We start from the raw sequence: 18,301 nt of genomic DNA on the forward strand, positions 1-18,301 counted from the left end.
TGAGGTCGTTAGCATGATGTGCGATGGAGGGATATTTCCGATGGACGGCTGAGTGTTGCTCACCACAGGCGGCGGTAGCCGAGGCTCACGGCCCAGGGGCGCTCATAGTGGTCGGCCTTGTTGTATTCATAATCAAAATACAACTGACTGTCTGAATTGACATTGAAGGCGAGGCCGGCGCCGGCCTCGAAACGCCAGCCGGCGAACTGCGTCGCCCAAGAGCCTTCCGCGGTGTGGACGAGTCCGCCGCTGTTCTCGCTGCGCACTGCGCCGAGCCTGGCGTAAGGGTGCCAGCACGGGCCGGCATCGACTCCGAAACGCACCTGACCGCGGTATTGCGTGGCGCTGGAACGGTCGATTTCGACGTGAATGCCGGTGCTGGTGTCGTAGTCGCCGCCACCGAGCCACGCGGACGCGATTTGCACGCCGGGCTCCAGCCAGAGGCGACCGAAGGATACCTTGCGGCCAAATTCCACCGAGAAGCCGGCGGCGACATTGGAATAATCCGCGCTGGTGGCAGTGCCGTCGTCGGCGAGGACATCGAAGCCGTTTTTGTATTGATTGCCCTTGAGCACGATGTCGGCGAACCAGCCTGATTCGTGCAGCCACGTGAGGTAGAGTCCTCCGCCGTAGTCGTTGGTGTCGCCATCGCCGTGGTTGTCGTAATGGCGGTCGGTGCGGTTCACGGTAAAGAACGCGCCGAGGATGAGCTGTGACGCGGCTGACGGGATGGTGCGGTCAAGGCCGGCGGTGACGCCGTAGGTATCCTGGTCGAAAGGCAGGCCGGTGAGCCCGACGTCGGTGTCGAGGTGATACGCGGTGGCGCGATACCACGTGCTGGTGGCGGCCTTCCTGGGTTTTTTCATGGCCCGGATTTCGCCGAAGCGGCTGCGGAGCGAGTCGAGGCTGTAGTGCCACTCGGTGCCGAGCGAACCGGCGGTGCCGAGAATCGCACCCGCGGCCCGGCTGGGATTGCCGGTGGCGGCGAGGCTGTAGGTGACGGCCCCGGTGGACGAATCGGTGCCCGACGTGAGGGCATAGGAACCCATGCCGCCGTCCACGTCGTTGGAGGTAAATTCCGCGTCGCCGCCGTTTGCCAGTTCGAGGACGGTCAGGCTGGTATTGGGCGAAGCCGCGCCGCCGTAGTTTTTCAACTGGAGCACGTGGCTGCCGGTGGCCGAGCCGGTGACGGTGATGGAGTCGGAGACCTGACGGGTGAGGTCAACGGACATGGCGTAGGTGCCGGTGCCGGAGAGATCGCCGAGGAGGGTGAGCGTCCGTCCGACCGTGGCGGCCGTGGTGCCGAAACGAACCTCGCCGTTGTTTTCGAGTTTTTTGAGGAATTGCATGAACCCGCCCAAGTCGAGGGCCGCGCCGGGGGCGACCGTGACTCTGCTGCTGTTGGTGATGGCCCCGACCGAGCCTGCCTTGAGGACGCCGGCGGTGACGAGCGTCGCACCGTTGTAGGCGTTGCTTGCGGCAAGGGTGAGCGTGCCCGCGCCGGTTTTTTCAAGGGCCACGCTGTCGTTTGCGCCATTGTAGGAAAAGCTGTTCGTGGCGGTGACCTCGAATCCGTTGGTGTCGAAAATAAACGCGCTCGCGCCGGGGGCGATCCCGGTGGCGTTGATGGCGATGTCGCCGATGTTGGCGAAGAAGTCGGCGCTGGCGGCGGTGGCGCGGAGGGTGCCGCCGTTCATCTCGATGATGGCCGCGGTGGTGGCGGCGGTGCTTCTTCGCTGAATAGCGCCGGTTTCCAGGATTCCGCCCTTGAGCACGAGCGTGCCGGCGCCGGTCGCACCGTAGGCGAGGACGGTGCTGGCGCTGGTGACAATCGCGGAATCTTCAATGACCAGCACGCCGGTGCCGGAATAGCCGATCGTGAGCTGGCCGGCGACATCCCAGCGGGCGTCATCCCCGACGATGGCCGTGCCGACGCCGGCGCCCTCGCGTCCGATGTTGGCCAAACCGCTGGTGGCTGCCGCGCTGCCGGAAAGGGCGAGCGTGCCGGTGCCGCGCAAGCCGATTTGCAGGAGACCCGCGACATCGAAGCGGCCATTTTCATCAACGGCGACGAATCCGCCGCTGTTGGTATTGTTGCCGATGGAGGCGGTGCTGCCGCTGGAAACGACTGCGTTTCCCGTGACGATGAGGGTGCCGGGAACGGCGGCGGTGGTCGCCACGCCGACCTGCAAATCGCTGATCGTGTGCCAGCGCGCGGAGCCGGAGACCGTGACCTCGCCGTCCGAGGCCGAGCCGTTGGCGATGCGGGAAAAGTCGCTGACGACGGTGCCGCTGTCCTTGACGAGCAGCGAGCCCGTGCCGGACGTGCCGACAAACAATGTGCCGCCCACCGTGAGCGCGGAACTGCCGCCGACCGTGGCGACGCCGGCGCTGGAGCCATTCCGCCCGAGATGGGCATTGCCGACGACGGAGACGCGCGAGGTGTCGTTGATTTCGAGCGTGCCGCTGGCGCGCGAGGCGACCTCCAGGTCGCCGTTGATTTGCCAGGCCGCCTCGTTGCCGACGGAGACGAAACCGGACGCGCCGGTGGTCGCGGTGATGATGGCCGCGCCGGTGGTCACGGTGGCGTGGTCGCGGATGACGAGATTGCCCGTGCCTTGGGAACCGACGGTCAACATGCCGCCGACCAAGAGGGTGGCGGTTTCGCCGACGGTCACGTCACCGCTGCCGCCCGCGCTCGCTCCCAAAGTAAAATCACTGCCGGAGGAGACAAATGCGCTGCCGGTGACGGCAAGCGTGCCGCTGCCGCCAACACCATAACCAACAGTAAACAGGTCGGCGGTTTCCCAACGGGCGGTGTCGCCGATGAAGACCGCTCCGGACGAGGTGCCGCCATATGCGATGTAGGAGCGGTTGCTGGTGACGATGGCGCGGTCCGCGACGGTGAGCGTGCCGCTGCTGGTCGCGCCGACGCCCACGCGCAAATCACCGCCCGCGGCCATGCGCGCGTCATCACCGATGGCGATCGAACCCTGGGCGTTGGTGTTATTGGCGATATAGATATAGCCGTCGCTGCTCACGGCGGCGCTGTCCGAAATGACGAGAGTGCCGGGCCCCTGCCCACCCACCCGTATGTTGCCCGCCCGCCAGAGGGCGTTGTCGGAGACCGTCACTTCGCCGACGGCGCGCTGCTGGTAGCCAATGGTTGCCAGGCCGGCGGTGACAACGGTTCCGCTTTCCGAGATTTCAAGCGTTCCCCTGCTGTCCGAGTTCGCGCCGAGAACCAGATCGCCGCCACTGGAAAAAAACGCGCTGCCGCCGACCAGAAGGGTGCCGTCACCCGTGGCGTTTCCGAGCCCGATGGAAACGACTCCCGTCGCGGCAACCTGTCCATTGGCGCCGATTGCCAGCGTGCCGCTGCTGCGGTTGCCGACTTGCAGGTCGCCGTTAATCTGCCATCGCGCGTCGTCGGTGACAGAGACGAAACCGGATGCGCCGGTGCCGGCGGCGATGCTGGCGGAGCCGCTGATGACGGCGCCGCTGTCCCCGATGGTGAGCGTGCCCGTGCCGGACGCGCCGACAACCAGCGCGCCGTCCACCGTGAGTAAGGAGGTGCCGCCGACCGTGACGACGCCGCTGCTGGAGGCATTGCGCCCGAGGTAGGCGTTGCCGGTGACGGCGACGCGGGCGGTGTCGCCGATTTCGAGCGTGCCGCTGTCGAACGGGGCGACTTCCAGATTCCCGTTGATCTGCCACCGCGCATCGCCGCTGACGGAGACGAAACCGGACGCGCCGGTGGTGGCGGTGATGACGACGTCGCCGCTGATGACCGTGCCGCTGTCCTTGATGGCGAGCGTGCCGGAGCCGAGGGCGCCGACGACGAGCGAGCCGCTGGTCGAAAACGTCGCGGTGCCGCCCACGGTGGCGATGCCGAGGGCACCCTCGACGGCGCCGAGCACGATATTGCCGGCGGTGACCGCCGCCTCGTCCGCGAGGGTGAGCATGCCCGTGCCGCTGTTGCCGATGCTCATCAACCCAGTCGTGTCCCAGCGGGCGCTGCCGCCCACGACAGCCCCGCCGAGGGCGACGGCGCTGTAACCGATGTAGGCGCGGTTGCCGGTGACAATGGCGCTGCCGGACAGGGTGAGCGAGCCGGTGCCGCGCATGCCGACGCGGATGTCGCCGACGGCCTCCAGGCTGGCGCTGCCGGTCACGGCGAGCGAGCTTTGGCTGTCCGTCCAGTCGGCGATGTAAACATGGGAAAGGCTTTTGACCGCGGCGTTGTCCTTGATGGTAAGCGAGGCCGTGCCATGCGACCCGACGATGATCGTGCCGGAGCTGGTCCAGCGCGCGTTGTCGCCGACCGTGACGCTGCCGGAGCTCGATGCGTCCCTGGCGATGATGGCGGCGCCGCCGTTGGTAACCGTGCCGCTGTCCTTGATGACGAGCGAGCCCTGGCTTTGGCCCGAAGCGCCGACGATCAGCGTCCCGCTGACGACGTTCAGATGGCCGCTTCCGCTGATGGTGGCGGTGCCCGTCGCCCCGGCGGCGCTGCCGATGATGACGTTGTTGGAGACGGTGACAACCGCGGCCTCTCCCACGGACAGTGCCCCCGCGCCCGCCTCGCCGACCGTCATATTGGTTCCGACCGAAAGACTCGCGCTCCCGCCGACCTTCACGGTGCCGCTGCCAGTAGCCGCCGCATACCGTCCGATGTTCAACGTCGTGCCGACCGCGACCGAGCCGCTATCGGAAATGTCCAGCATCCCGCCGGCGTTTTCCCCGACACTGAGGCTGCTGTCCATGCGCCAAAGGGCGCTGCCTGAGACCGTGACACTCCCGTCATTCCCCGCTCCGCGCCCGATGCGGGATTGTCCCGTGTTGGTCAAGGCAGACGTGCCCGCGACGGTAAGCGCGCCGCCGCCGGTATCCGTTCCGACCGAAATGCCGCCCAAGGAAACAGAGCCTGTATTCAGGATCGGCGTGGGATTGGTGCCGTAGGAACCACTGTCGATATAGACGTTGTTGCCGGCGGCTGGCATGCTGGGCGACCAGTTGCCCGCCTCAAACCAATTGGCATTGCCGTTGCTTCCCGTCCAGTACCGGTTTTGCGCAAGGGCTGACGGTGCGAGGGCAAAGGTGGAGGCGAGCAGCGCAGCGGCGAGTGTGAGAGATTTGGGTAGGTGCATGGTTCGGGCCCGTATGAGGGGAAGAGTTGAGGCAATCCAAGGGGAAGATGGAAACACGATGACCGCCAGACGGACAAACACACGCCATGCTTTTGCTAACGCGTTAGCAAAAGGCTGGAGGGCGCACCGATGGCACAAAGTCACGCTTGCGCAAGGAAACGCGCCTTCGTGGCGAAACACGCTTGCGCAAGGAGGGGCGGCGTCCACGCCGCCCGACGCGCCGCAGGCGCGCCAAAAAAACGAAAACGAGGCCGCCTGCAATCCGGAGCGAAGCTTCGCCTCGTCCGGCAGCCGGAGGCAGCCGCTCCTTGCGCAAGCGCGCGGCTCAGCGATTCAACACGATTTTGCCCGCTCGCTCTCGAACAACACGGAAGCGCCTGACGGCAGTTTCGCCTTCACCGGATTTTTCCGAATGTAACGCACGCACCGATCAAAATGCGTCTCGTCGCGCACCAAGCGATCGAAATAATCCTTCTGCCATCCCGGCCAGCGCGCGCCCAGACACGCCTTCAACCGGTGCGCGACGAAACCTTTCCATGAGCGCACGAGGTCGCTCACCCGCGCGCCGTTGAGCGTGGCAAATAACGTATGCACGTGATTCGGCATTACGATGAACGCGATCTGGTGGCACCGCTCGCCTTCGAAATGCGCGAGCGCGTCCGCCATGATTTTGGATGCCTTGGTGTCGCGCAGCACGCAGCTTCCCATCCCCTCATCCAGCCACCTTTCCATGCGTCCGGAAAACATTGCATGGTATTCGACCTCCTGCGCGGCGGAGTGCGGTGGTGGAGTACGTTTCAACCACGCGTCGCGCTCCCGCGCCCATTGCTCGCGCAACTCGCGCGGCACGGAATCGGACAGCCGGAAGGTGACAAAATAAGTTGCGCCCAGCTGTTCCCAGTGCGGCAGACGATTTTGAAGAAAAACAACCTCCGCGTAAGGGTTGAAAAAACGGAGATTTTCCATGCACGCCTTGGTATGTGCGCCTGGCCTTGCGGACAAGTGGCAAACGCACATGGCGCAAAAAAGCGCGCTCTTACGACGAAGTCACACAAGCACGCTTGCGTGAGGAAACGCGCCTTCGTAACGAAATACGCTTGCGCAAGGAGGGGCGGCGTCCACGCCGCCCGACGCGCCGCAGGCGCGCCAAAAAACGAAAACGAGGCCGCCTGCAATCCGGGGCGAGGCTTCGCCTCGTCCGGCAGCCGGAGGCAGCCGCTCCTTGCGCAAGCGCATGGCTCAGCGGCGGGGGACACGGCACAGCATGAGGACGGCGAGCACGGCCAGCATCCAAGGCGTCGGCGCACCGCCGCCACCGCCTTGCGAACCGCTGTTTCCATTTTCGGACGGCGGCGGAGTGCCCTCCTGGACGGGCAGGGTGGTCACATTGTTGTTCTCGTCGATGACACGAACGGCGAAGTTGCCGGTGTCGGCCACGTAGAGTTTCCCGTTCTCCGCCAGTGCGATTGCCCCCGGGTGCGCGAACCATGCGCCTTCGCCAGTGCCGTCCTTGTAACCGGCGAGGCCGGGCACGCTGTCGGCGCCGGGCAGTCCGGCGATGGTCGTCACCGTGCCGGTTTGCGTGACGAGGCGGATGAGCGAGTTGCCGGTGTCCGCAAGGTAAATGTCACCGGCTCCGTCCACGAGCAGCCCTCGCGGCTCGCGGAAGCGCGCGGCGGCGGCGGTGCCGTCCGCGCAACCCGGCTGCTCCGGCGCGCCGCCCAGCGTCGTGACCTCGCCGGTGGCGGCGGTGATTTTGCGGAGGGTGTGGTTGCCCGTGTCGGCCACATAGAGCACGAGTTCCGCCCCGGAACCGCTCGCGGCGATGCCGGCGGGCGAACGAAAGAGCGCCTGCGTGCCGGTGGCGTCAAGCGCGCCCGCGGTGCGGGGCTTGCCGGCAATCGTCGTGACGACGCGCGCGGGCGTGATTTTGCGAATGACGTGGTTGCCCGTGTCCGCCACGTAAAGGTTTCCGTCCGCGTCGCTGGCGATGCCCTCGGGATGGTCGAAGCGGGCCGCGGCGGCTTGTCCGTCCGCGTGGGCATGCACCCCGATGCCGCCGGCAAACGCGGAGACGGTCGCGTCGCGCGAGAGGGCGCGGATGGTCGCGTTGCCCGTGTCGGCCACGTAGAGGCTGCCGTCGCGCACGGCCAGCGCGCCGGGATTGCGAAAGCGCGCGGCGCCGCCAACGGCGTTTTGCGCGCCGGGCGAGTCCGGTTGCCCGGCAAATACGCTCACGTAGTTGTCCGGCGTGATGCCATAAATCACATGCCGGCCCGCATCGGCCACGTAGAGGTTGCCTCCGCGGTCAATCGCAACGGCGGCGGGCTGCGCGAAAGGACTGCCGTCCGCCGAGGGCCTGATCACCACGAGGGCTTCGTTGCTGACGACGCTGCCCTGGTTGTTGGTCACGACGACATCGTAGATTCCAGCGTCGGACAAAACGCCCGCCAACGACAGGGTGGAAAAGGTCGCGCCGGCGATTGCCACGCCGTCCTTGCGCCATTGATAGGTGACCCCCGCGTCGTTCTCCGGGGTGACGGCGAGCGTCACCGCCTCGCCCTCCTCCACCGCGGCACCCGAAGGTTGCGCGATGAGCGTGGGGCCAGAGGGTTCGGCGGACGCGGCGATGAGCAGGCGCGGCCCGTGAACAGCACCGTTTGCGCCCTCGCGCGTGACGATGCCGATGCCGCCCGGCTGCGTGTCGCCCGGCGTGTGGGCGATGTCGAGCGTTTCGTCCCAACGGTGGTCCTGCACAATGAGGAACGAGGCGAAACCGTCGTCCTGCCTGCGCACGAAATCCGTCACGTCAACCATCGTCTCGGCAGCCGAAGCAGAAGTCGCGACGAGCTGGCCGAGAATCGAGGTCATGCTGCCTTGGTTGGCGACGACGTTGTTGGCGATTTTGTTTCCCGCCGGGACGTTTTGGCGAAGAGCCGACGCGAGCGTGGACCAGGTGACCGCATGCTCATCCCAACCATCGTCGTCCAGCCCATAAACATGAGCCTGGGCAAACGCACCGCCGTCTGTCGTGGCGGTGTAGAGATCGAGCAGCACGGCCTGAAAATCATCGGCGGCGATGGCGGGCACGGGAAACTTGATGAGTGCCACGCGGCGCCCGTCGGCGGTGAGGCCGTCGCTGCGCACAATCATCGACGCGCCGCCACCGGCGGGAGTCTCGCGCCCGGCTCCGTCGGCCAGTTGCGCGTCGGCCACGGGATTTACGGTGAGCGTCCGCGAGCCGGCTTCGGCCATGACCGCCTGCGGGCGCGTGGAAATGGAAACGAGCGCCACCGATTGCGGGCGCAGGGTGATCGCGCCGATGCCTCCTCCCGCCCCTCCCGTTACTTCCGCGCGAGCAACCACGCCGCCGCGGCTGCGGTCGCTGACTTCCTCGACGGTGAAGAGATTGCCAACGGGCAGGCCGAGCGCGGATACATCGAGGTTGAGCGGAAGCTCCGAGGCGCCGGTGTTGGCGGCGAAGATATAAACAAATCCCGCCGCGTCGTCGCGCGTGACGAGCAGGTAGAGGCTGGAGGGAGGCGTGTCACCGGCGCAGGCGAGGCGCGGCCGCGCGCCACGGGCGGCCTTGTTGAAGAGACGGTAAACCTCGGCGGTCTGGGAAGCGCCGCCATAGGGATTTACGCTGCCGGAGGTGGTGTCATTATTCACATAGTGCGTGCCATTTTTCGTCACGGGATAACGACTGCCCTCATCGGTGCGCGCGGTCTGGCCGAACTTGAACAGATAAAGCTGCGCGGCCCCCGCGCGAGTGAGCGCCACGAGATCGCCGCCGAGCGCGGCATAATGCAACGGATCATCAGATGAGTAATCAACCGCGTCAAAATTTGCCGACGTGCTGGTGTTTATCTCGGTCAGCCCGATGCCGTAGGGCTCCTCATCACCCACGAGTGGAGTGATGGCCTCCTTGACCTGTCGGAAATAATTTTCCAGCACGGTGGGACTGGTGTTGTAGGACTGGTAATTGTAGAAATGAAAATTCCTCCACGCAGGGTCACTGGTGCCATCGAATCGCTCGTGACGTTTTTCCACCGTGGGCTTGCCCCATTCGTTGAGCGAAGTGGTGTTGGCATAGGCGGTATTGGTCGCGAAGACCTCGGGCACGAGGCTTTTGCCATAGCGTGAATTAACATCGGCCAGCGCGCATTGGATGGCGTCGGAGGCGAGTTTGAGGCGCTGGTGCCATTGCTCGTAGGTGATGCCGCCGGCGTTGGCGTGGTTGGGCTCGTTGAACATCGAATACCGGCGCACATCGTATTCGCGGCCAAAGATAAATGCCTGCGTATAATAAAACCGCCAGAGCAGCCATTTGCCCGCCCAGTCGTCATCGTTCTCAATCGTGAAAACAGTCAGGCTTGCCGTCATCTGGAGCAACAGTTCCACGCCCTGCCGGCGCAGCTCGGAAAATGTTGGCGTGGCAATAAATCGGTTGGAGCCGGATACGAGCATGGTATTGTGCCGGTTGATAAAAAACGGCCAGTCGATGTAGCTGTTATCAAGCGATTGCGCCGGATCGGATGTGTTGGCCCGCAACGCCGCGCGCCGCGCCACGAACGACGCCAGGCCTGCGACACCATCGTCACCGTTATGGATGACCTCCACCGTGTTTGGCTGGCGAAAAACCCGCGCGGCCTTCACGTTGGAATAACGCCACCAGTCGGCGGTGTTCGACCCTGACATGAAGTGCCCGAGATTATAGCCGAGCACGGCGGGCGTGACGCCTTCGGGCGTGGAAGTCACCGTGACATTGAGCGGCGCCGCGTGGCCAGTGAGAGCCACAATCAAGCCAACCGAAGCAAGTTGGGAAAGGATGAATTTTTTGAGGGTAATCATGACGGGGGAACGGGATGGCGGTGATTCTGAGAGGTTGTCGAAAGCGACGGCCCGCATCTCACGCAAACGCCAGGCCGATGCAATGGGCTCGCGAGCTGGCATCGTTAGCATGGGAGGCGGCATCCCGTCGCCCGACGAGCTGCCAGGGTGCGATTCAAGACATGTCGCCGAAGACCGCTTGCGCAAGGAGCGGCGGCGTCCCGCCGCTGGACGCGAGCAACGCGAGCGCCCGTTCATATGCAGGCTTTCGAGCAGCCAAGCGCAAACGGGCGAGGCTTCGCCTCGTCCGGCGGCGCGGACGCCGCCGCTCCTTGCTAACGCGTTAGCCAAAGCGCGGCGTGCATTTTTTTCCCCCATCCTCAACGTCTGTCCGCCATCCGCCCCCAGACACCATCCACCCGCCCGGCGCGTCTCGTCCATTAATATTTGTTAACCACCCCGATTGCCTCAACAAAAGTCCATTACTCCATTTCCAATGAAACACCGCCGCCTCGCAGCCTTGCTCCTGTGTTCCCTCTCCGGCGCCGTCGCGCCGGCCCAGCAGGCCCCGGCCTCCGATCCCGAACCTCCCGAGGGCGAACTCGTGGAACTCTCCCCCTTTGTCGTCACTGCCGCGACCGACCGCGGATATGTCGCCACCAACACCGAGGCGGGCAGCCGGCTGAACTCGCGCATCCTCGACACTCCTTCGGCGATCTCGATCATGACCACGGATTTCCTTCAGGATATCGACGCGATCTCGATAGACGATGCCCTTAACTTTGGTTTGAACACCGAGTCGGAGCCTGAAACCGATGGCGAGGGTTACCGCATCCGCGGCATTCGCAGCGGCTCCTACAGCCGGAATTATTTCATCCGGGGCTCCGGCGATACCTATAACATAAGCCGCGCCACCTTCTCGCGCGGCCCCAATTCCATTCTTTTCGGCAACGCCGATCCCTCCGGCATCATCAACATCACCACCAAGCAGCCCGACCTGTCCCGCAACCGGCTCGAGCTCTCCTCCCGTATCGACGACGAGGGCGGCTGGCGCGTCACCGGCGGGCTCAGCCATGTCATCGTGCCGAAGCGGGTGGCCATCCGTGTCGATGCGCTCAACCAGGAACTCGACGGCTATCGCGATCCGACCCGGGATGACTGGAAGGCGTATTATGTCGCCGGCACCGCGATGCTGGTGGACAAGAGAAACTACCAGCTGACCGTGCGCTTCGATTACGAACAAGTGCGCCGCATGTATAGCTACGCCCGCAAGGATGTCATCACCGAGTCGGTCAGCTATTGGAAATCACAAGGCGGCATCACCGCGCCTTATGGCAACGGTGTCACCGGCAGCAGCACCACGCCGGCGGGCGCCACCCGGCAGGGATCAACCAATTACCTTGTGGTGGTGGACCAGAGCCTCACACCCATCCCGATATTGAACTGGAAAAACACCGCGCGCGGCGCGGAAGACCCCGGCGGCATACTTCCGGCCAGCGGGGAGCTCTGGCCAATTTATGTCAATTCGATGGGCCTCAGCGCCGGATTGCAGGACGATCGCCAGCGGTTTCGCACCGTTTATATCGAGCAGAAAATCGGAAAGAACTTTTTTTTGCAGGCCGCCTACAATGACTACGACCGGCAATTCTGGCGCCCCTGGTCCAACGAGGGGTTCACCGAGCTGCGCGTCGATATCAACGAGCAACTCCCCAGCCTCGACGGCGCAAGGAACGTGGATGCGCCGCCCAATCCGAATGTGGGCCAATATTATTTTGAGAAAGTGATGCGCCCGCAGGACTATAGATACGACGAATCCACCTTCCGTGTCTCGGCTGCATACGAACTGGATTTGCGTCCGATCAACACCTGGCTGGGTTATCATCGTCTGGTCGGCTCTTACGACCGGCGCGAAGTCGAAAACTACATCGACAATTATATCGAGGTGAACCTCACGCCTTTGGCCGGGTATCCGGCGGCGCTCAATGAAAACGCCAATCGCATCTACCGCCGCTCGTATGTTTACCGCGACAAGGGCATCTATAGCGTCAGCGAAAATCTGGCTCCCATTCAGCAAGGCGCGGGAGGCATCAATTCCGGTTATGTCCGGGCCGGCACGGTGCCGACGGCCACGCGCACCAAAAGTGATTCGCTCTTCGGCGCGCTTCAAAGTTTCTGGTTGAAAAACCGTCTCGTCACCATCGCGGGCATCCGCCGCGACCATGTGAAAAATTGGGACAGGGATCTTCTCTTGGGACCGGATCCCGACACGGGAGTATGGGATGCCGCCAGCAGCGCCATGCTCTCGCCGGAGCCAGCCAACGATGATGTCGTCAATACCAGCAGCCTCGGCGCGGTTTTTCACCTCACGAAATGGCTCTCTATTTTCTATAATAAATCCGACAACTTTTCGCCGGGCTCCACCCGCCGCGACATCAATGGCGCCATGATCCCCATTTCGGTTGGAAAAGGCCAGGATGCCGGCATCAAATTCCAGCTTTTCGACAACAAGCTCTCCGGCACCATTGGGGCCTATAAGAACACCAAGGAACACGACACCGTCACCGGCATCCTCGCCGCCAATGACGCGGTCAGCGACATCAATAGTATTTGGGGCATCCTGAACGAGCCCGACAACTCGTCCCGCCGTCCGGGCGGCGGCTACGGCTCGCCCAGAAACACCCGTGACTACGAGGCGCAGGGTTTCGAGCTGGACCTCACCTACAACCCTCTGAGGAACTGGCGCATCTCCCTCTCCGCCGCCTATAACGACACCACCTACCAGAGAGTGGTCCCCGCGCTCGACACCTATATAGAAAAATATATCGACGTATGGCGTTCACACGGCACCGAAAGCGGTGGCGGCTCCACGGTCAACGAAATCATCGACAACCGGCTGCTTCCGAACCACCGCGAACTCAAGTCCATGGAGGGCGACACCGCCGCCTTCATCCGTCCCTTGAGCATCACCCTCGTCACCAGCTATCGTTTCACCAATCCGCGCTGGTTGCGCGGGGTTTCGGTTGGCGGCTCGGTGCGTTATCGTGACCGCACGATCATCGGTTTTGGCGAGAATGGCGACGGCACCATTAATCGCGATGTCACCTACCACGGCCGCGACATTTACCAGACCAACGCATTCATCGCCTACGAGAGGAACTTCTTCCGCAAAAAAGTGCGGTGGAAGACCCAGCTCAGCGTGCGCAACGTCCTCGACGACACCGACCCGCTGGAAGTGCGCGCCCGTCCCGACGGCGTGCCCGACCGCCTGCAACTCGTCCAGCCCCGCACCCTCACCTGGAGCAATTCCTTCTCCTTCTGACCAGCCCGCCATCCGCCATGATCCGTATCCAATTATCAACTACTCATCGCCTGTTTCGCCCGCTCGCGCTCGCGGCGGCGCTCATCGCCGGCATCCTGCGCGTGTCCGCGCTCACGCTCGCCCCGCTCCTCGGCGACGGCGTTGTCCTCCAGCGGGACATGGCGGTGCCCATCCGCGGCGCGGCGGAGCCGGGCGGGCAGGTCACCGTTGTTTTTCACGGGCAAACGAAAAACACCAAGGCCGGCCCCGGCGGCGGCTGGCTCGTCTGGCTCGATCCCATGCCCGCCGACGCGAAGCCCGCCGAGCTCACCGTCACGTCCGGCGGCAAGACCGTCCGCGTGCGCGATGTTTTGGTCGGCGAGGTCTGGCTTTGCTCGGGCCAGTCCAACATGGAGCTGCGGGTCCCCCGCGTGGACAACGCCGCCACGGAAATCGCCGCCGCGAATCATCCGCTCATCCGTCACGTGAAAATCGCCCGCGCGACCGCGCCCCGGCCCGCGACCGATGCCGAAGGCGCATGGGAGGTTTGCAGTCCGGAAACCGTGCCCAACTTCAGCGCCACCGCCTACTTTTTCGGACGGGAGCTGCACCGCCGCCTCGATGTTCCCGTCGGCCTGATCCACAGCTCGTGGGGCGGCACGCAAATCGAATCGTGGATGAGCGCCGACGCGTTGCGCTCCAGTCCGTTCTGGCCCGCGATCCAGGCGCGCTGGCAGGAACGGCTCGACGAGTATCCCGCCAGGCTGGCCGCCTACAAAAAGGCGAAGGAAAAATGGGAACGGGAATCCGCCGCGGCAAAAAAGGAGAACCGCGCGCCGGCGACGAAGGCGCCTCGCGCGCCCGAGGGCGACGGCAGCCGCTGGATGCCCGCCGCACTCTACAATGGCATGATCCATCCGTTGCTGCCCCTCGCCGTGCGCGGCGTGATCTGGTATCAAGGCGAAACCAACGCCGCCCGCCCCGACGAATACGCCGACCTTTTCCCGCGCATGATCGGCCAATGGCGCGAGGATTTCGCACTGGGGCGCATGCCGTTTTATTTTGTCCAGCTCGCCAACCTCACCCGCAAAAGCGATTCCACCGGCCAGCTCTGGGCCTTGCAACGCGAGGCGCAGATGGCCGGGCTGCGGCAGTCCGACACCGGCGCCGCCATCACGATCGACATCGGCAACTCCAACGACATCCACCCCGGCAACAAACAGGAGGCGGGACGCCGCCTCGCGCTCATCGCGCTGGCGCAAACCTACGGGCAGGGCGGTGAGTATTCCGGGCCGGTCTTCGAACGCGTCGAGCGAGACGGGAACCGGCTGCGTGTGTTTTTCTCCCATGCCAAGGGCCTGAACGCCCGCCTCCCGGGGCTGCCCGGCTTTGAAATCGCCGGCCGGGACAATACCTGGCACCCGGCCCAGGTCCGCATCGACGGCGAAACGGTCTGGCTGTCCTCCGACGCCGTGCCGGAGCCCGTCCATGCGCGCTACGCCTGGCACAACGATCCGCCGTCATCGCTGTATAACGAAGCCGGCCTGCCCGCATCGCCTTTTCGCAGCGAGCGCCCGCCCGCCGTCGCCGCGCCCTGACCCGCCCTCTTTCTTCTTTCCTCTTTATCTTTCTCTTTCTCCCTGCCCGTTCCTGACGAAAGAGAAAGATAAAGAGGAAAGAAGAAAGACCCCCGGCCGGAATGGCGCCAAGATAAGGGCTGTTGTCGTTAAAAGCGCGCTTGCGCAAGGAGCGGCGGCGTCCCGCCGCCCGACACGCGGAACGCGTGCCCATCGTGTCTCGATGAACCGCGCGCAAACGGGCGAGGCTTTCGCCTCGTCCGGCGGCGGGACGCCGCCGCTCCTTGCGCAAGCGTCTCTTTCTTAACCAAGCGCCATGTCGCCTCTGACTGTGTGTGACCTCGCTTTGAATTGCACCCCGCGGCCACCGGCACACGGGCGTTGCATTACGCGGCGAATGGCTTCTGGATGGCGGCGTGCATGCTCCTCGTTTAAAATCCGGGGCCGGTGCGCTGTCTGGCGTGGTGGTCGTTTTTTTGCTCGTCGTCTTCCTGGCGGGCTGCGGCCGGGCTCCGGTGGAGGAGCGCGTGATCCGCGTGTGGTCGCATCAGGGGCAGGAGGCCGAGAACCGGGCGATGCGCGACATCGCAGAGGCGTTCAATACCGCGTACGCCGGGCGCGGCATCCGCGTGGAGCTGTCGTTCTTCCCCGACTTCCAATACACCGAAAAACTCGCCATCGCCGCCGCGGCGCGCGACCTGCCGGACGCGTTCGACCTGGACGGCCCGCTGGTCGCGCGGCTGGTCGATGCCGGGTTGCTCGCGCCGCTGGACGGCTGGTTCGACCGGGCGGAGTTGGAGGACTTTCTGCCGACGCTGCTCAAGCAGGGCACCATCGGCGGGCGGCTCTACGCGCTGGGCGCCTTCGACTCGGCGGTGGTGCTGTATTACGACCGCGAACTGCTGGCGCGGGCCGGCGTGACGCCTCCGGCGGACGGCGAGGGGTGGGCGTGGGACGAGTTCATGGCCGCATGCGCGGCCTTGCAGGCCGCCGGCATCGAGCCGCTGGCGATGCACATGGACGAGAGCGCGGACGAATGGTTCACGTATGCGTTCAGCCCGGTGGTCTGGAGCGGGGGCGGCAGGCTGATCGACGACGACGCGCCGCGCGTGCGCGGCGTGCTGGCGGACGAAGCCAACGTGCGCAGCCTGCGGGCGTGGCAGCAGGTGTTTGAGAAAAAATACGCGGCGACCGATCCGGTGGACCCGAATCCCTTCGGCAACGGCAAGGTGGCGCTCGATTGGAGCGGGCACTGGATGGCGCGCCCGCACCAGGAGGCCAAGGGCGGACGGCTGGGCGCGATGCCGCTGCCGCGCCTCGGCGCGGAGGCGGCGGCGCCGTGCGGGAGCTGGTGCTGGGGCGTGTCGGCGCGGACGCGCGATCCGGAGCTGGCGGCGCTATGGGTGAGATGGGTCACCGACCCGGAGCAGGGCGTGGCGCCCATCGTGCGCGCCAACGGCGCGGTGCCGGGGCGGCGGTCGGCCTTCGCGGCGTTCCCGGAATATTCGAAACAACCCTACAGGCAGTTCCGCGCGCAACTGGAGACGACGGCGCGGGCGCGTCCGCGCACGCCGTTCTACGCCACGCTTTCCCAGCGGTTCGCGGCGGCGTTGCGCGACATCGCCCGCGGCGCCGACGTGGAGGCGCGGCTGCGGCAGGCCGAGGACGAGGTGCAGGCGGTGATCGACCGGCGGCGGCCGGGGGAGGCGGGGCCATGACGGCGTGGCAACGGAAACGCGGGCGGGCCGCGCCCTGGTTTTTGCTGCCGGCGTGCGCGCTGCTGGCGGTGTTCGTGGTCTGGCCGCTGCTGCGGGCGGGCTGGTGGAGTTTCACCAACGCCGATTTGCTGTCGCCGGAGCGGGCGGAGTTCGCCGGGGCGGACAACTATGCCGGGCTCGCTGGTGACGCGCGCTTCCAGCGGGCCTTCGGCAACACGCTGCTGTTCGCGCTGCTGGTGGTGCCGGTGCAGACCGTCCTCGCGTTTTTCCTCGCGCTGTGGGTCAACCGTCCGGAGCCGGCTTGGCGGTGGCTGCGCGGCGTGTTCTTCGTGCCGGTGGTGGTGTCGATGCCGGTGCTGGCGGTGCTGTGGACGCTGCTCTACCAGCCGGAGCAGGGCGGGGAGACGGGGCTGCTCAACGCGGCGCTGGGGGTTTTCGGCGTGCCGCCGCAGGCGTGGCTGCGCGACCCGGCGCTGGCGCTGCCGGCCATCGCGTTCATGTCGGTCTGGCAGGGCGCGGGGTTGCAGATGATGGTGTTCCTTGCCGGGCTGCAAAACGTCCCGAAGGAGCTGCTGGAGGCGGCGCGCATCGACGGCGCGAGCGGCTGGCAGCGGGTGCGGCACGTGATCGTGCCCTCGATGCGCAACACGATCATCTTCGTGGTGACGGTGACGACCATCCTGGCGTTCCGCATCTTCGTGCAACCCTATCTGATGACGCGCGGCGGGCCGGGCAACAGCACGCTGTCGCTCATCCAGTCGGTGTATGAGACGACGTTCGTGAGCCAGGACCTGGGGCGGGCGTGCGCGGCGGCGCTGGTCTTTCTGGCGCTGGTGGGCGGGCTCACGTGGCTGCAACGCCGCCTGGCAAGGGAGGAGCGCGAATGAAAAAGACCGCGGCATGGATTTTGAGCGGCGCGGCGGCGCTCGTGTTTTTGGCGCCGTTGCTGTGGATGGTGCTGGCCTCGCTGCGCGAGGAATCGCGGATTTTCCAGATGAGCCCGGGCGGCTGGCTGGGCGCGGAAGGCTGGACGCTGGGCAACTACGCCGACGCGTGGCGCCGGGCCGCGCTGGGGAGGGCGCTGGTCAACACGGTGGCGCAGGTGGCCGCGATCTGCGGCGCGGGGCTGTTCGTCAACGCGCTGGCGGCGTATGCGTTCGCCCGGTTCGAATTCCGTGGCCGCGAGTGGCTGTTCGCCGGCGTGGTGATGCTGGTCATCCTGCCGGTGGAAGTGCTGGCGGTGCCGATGTTTTTCACGGCGCGCGACCTCGGGCTGACGGGCGGCTACGCGGCGGCGATGGGCGGGCTGACGGTGCCGTTCATGGCGAAGGCGTTCAACATCTACTTCCTGCGCCAGCATTTCCTGTCGGTGCCGGTGGCGCTGGAGGAGGCGGCGGTGATGGACGGGGCGGGGGCGTGGCGGCAGTTCTGGAATGTGGCGCTGCCCTCGATCAAGCCGGCGCTGGCGACGGTGGTGGTGCTCGACCTGCTGGCGCACTGGGGGGATTTTTTGTGGCCGCTGATGATCGCGACACGGGAGGAGACGCGCACGGTGCAGATCAGCCTGGCGAATCTCTTCACGCAGCCGCCGGTCCAATGGGGGGACATCCTGGCGTGCGCGGTGCTGGCGACGCTGCCGGTGATCGTGTTCTTCCGGTGGTTCCAGCGCTACATCGTGGCGACGGACACGGGCACGGGCATCAAGTAAAGGCGGCGCGTCTCCGG

The 18,301-nt window shown here is 65.4% G+C and carries 8 protein-coding genes; 5 read left to right on the forward strand and 3 right to left on the reverse strand.

Annotated features, from left to right (window positions below; genetic code table 11):
- Nucleotides 1-59: 59 nt before the first annotated feature.
- The 3 genes from OH491_RS10195 to OH491_RS10205 all read right to left on the reverse strand — a co-directional run bounded on the left by OH491_RS10195 (nucleotide 60) and on the right by OH491_RS10205 (nucleotide 10,004).
- Entirely contained in the window at nucleotides 60-5,150 is a 5,091-nt protein-coding gene (locus tag OH491_RS10195) for an autotransporter outer membrane beta-barrel domain-containing protein (RefSeq protein WP_068771504.1), read from the reverse strand.
- 333 nt (nucleotides 5,151-5,483) lie between these two features.
- On the reverse strand, nucleotides 5,484-6,116 hold the full coding sequence (locus OH491_RS10200) for a transposase (RefSeq protein WP_068771503.1): 633 nt from the start codon (nucleotides 6,114-6,116) through the stop codon (nucleotides 5,484-5,486).
- A gap of 273 nt (nucleotides 6,117-6,389) precedes the next feature.
- Nucleotides 6,390-10,004, reverse strand: coding sequence for a DUF7594 domain-containing protein (locus OH491_RS10205; protein WP_068771502.1), 3,615 nt, complete (start codon nucleotides 10,002-10,004; stop codon nucleotides 6,390-6,392).
- Between the two features lie 475 nt (nucleotides 10,005-10,479).
- Between OH491_RS10205 and OH491_RS10210 the strand changes: the two genes are divergently transcribed.
- The 5 genes from OH491_RS10210 (at nucleotide 10,480) to OH491_RS10230 (ending at nucleotide 18,284) form a co-directional block, all read left to right on the forward strand.
- The gene (locus OH491_RS10210) at nucleotides 10,480-13,302 is read left to right on the forward strand and encodes a TonB-dependent siderophore receptor (RefSeq protein ID WP_068771501.1); all 2,823 of its coding nucleotides are present in this window, start codon (nucleotides 10,480-10,482) and stop codon (nucleotides 13,300-13,302) included.
- Nucleotides 13,303-13,319: 17 nt separating this feature from the next.
- Entirely contained in the window at nucleotides 13,320-14,879 is a 1,560-nt protein-coding gene (locus tag OH491_RS10215; protein WP_068771500.1) for a sialate O-acetylesterase, read from the forward strand.
- Between the two features lie 443 nt (nucleotides 14,880-15,322).
- Nucleotides 15,323-16,576, forward strand: coding sequence for a sugar ABC transporter substrate-binding protein (locus OH491_RS10220; protein ID WP_342751082.1), 1,254 nt, complete (start codon nucleotides 15,323-15,325; stop codon nucleotides 16,574-16,576).
- On the forward strand, nucleotides 16,573-17,463 hold the full coding sequence (locus OH491_RS10225) for a carbohydrate ABC transporter permease (protein WP_068771499.1): 891 nt from the start codon (nucleotides 16,573-16,575) through the stop codon (nucleotides 17,461-17,463). The genes OH491_RS10220 and OH491_RS10225 overlap by 4 nt, the downstream gene beginning before the upstream one ends.
- Nucleotides 17,460-18,284 (forward strand): carbohydrate ABC transporter permease, encoded by an 825-nt coding sequence (locus OH491_RS10230; RefSeq protein ID WP_068771498.1) that lies wholly within the window; start codon nucleotides 17,460-17,462, stop codon nucleotides 18,282-18,284. Before OH491_RS10225 ends, OH491_RS10230 begins: the two co-directional genes overlap by 4 nt.
- The last annotated feature ends 17 nt before the right edge of the window (nucleotides 18,285-18,301 follow it).

The organism is Termitidicoccus mucosus (assembly GCF_038725785.1).
In the GTDB taxonomy this organism is placed as follows: Bacteria; Verrucomicrobiota; Verrucomicrobiia; order Opitutales; family Opitutaceae; genus Termitidicoccus; species Termitidicoccus mucosus.

Bases quoted from the DNA above. Each gene is read 5' to 3' on its own strand.
- OH491_RS10195 (WP_068771504.1), bottom strand. From the start codon at position 5,150: ATGCACCTACCCAAATCTCTCACACTCGCCGCTGCGCTGCTCGCCTCC.
- OH491_RS10200 (WP_068771503.1), bottom strand. From the start codon at position 6,116: ATGGAAAATCTCCGTTTTTTCAACCCTTACGCGGAGGTTGTTTTTCTT.
- OH491_RS10205 (WP_068771502.1), bottom strand. From the start codon at position 10,004: ATGATTACCCTCAAAAAATTCATCCTTTCCCAACTTGCTTCGGTTGGC.
- OH491_RS10210 (WP_068771501.1), top strand. From the start codon at position 10,480: ATGAAACACCGCCGCCTCGCAGCCTTGCTCCTGTGTTCCCTCTCCGGC.
- OH491_RS10215 (WP_068771500.1), top strand. From the start codon at position 13,320: ATGATCCGTATCCAATTATCAACTACTCATCGCCTGTTTCGCCCGCTC.
- OH491_RS10225 (WP_068771499.1), top strand. From the start codon at position 16,573: ATGACGGCGTGGCAACGGAAACGCGGGCGGGCCGCGCCCTGGTTTTTG.
- OH491_RS10230 (WP_068771498.1), top strand. From the start codon at position 17,460: ATGAAAAAGACCGCGGCATGGATTTTGAGCGGCGCGGCGGCGCTCGTG.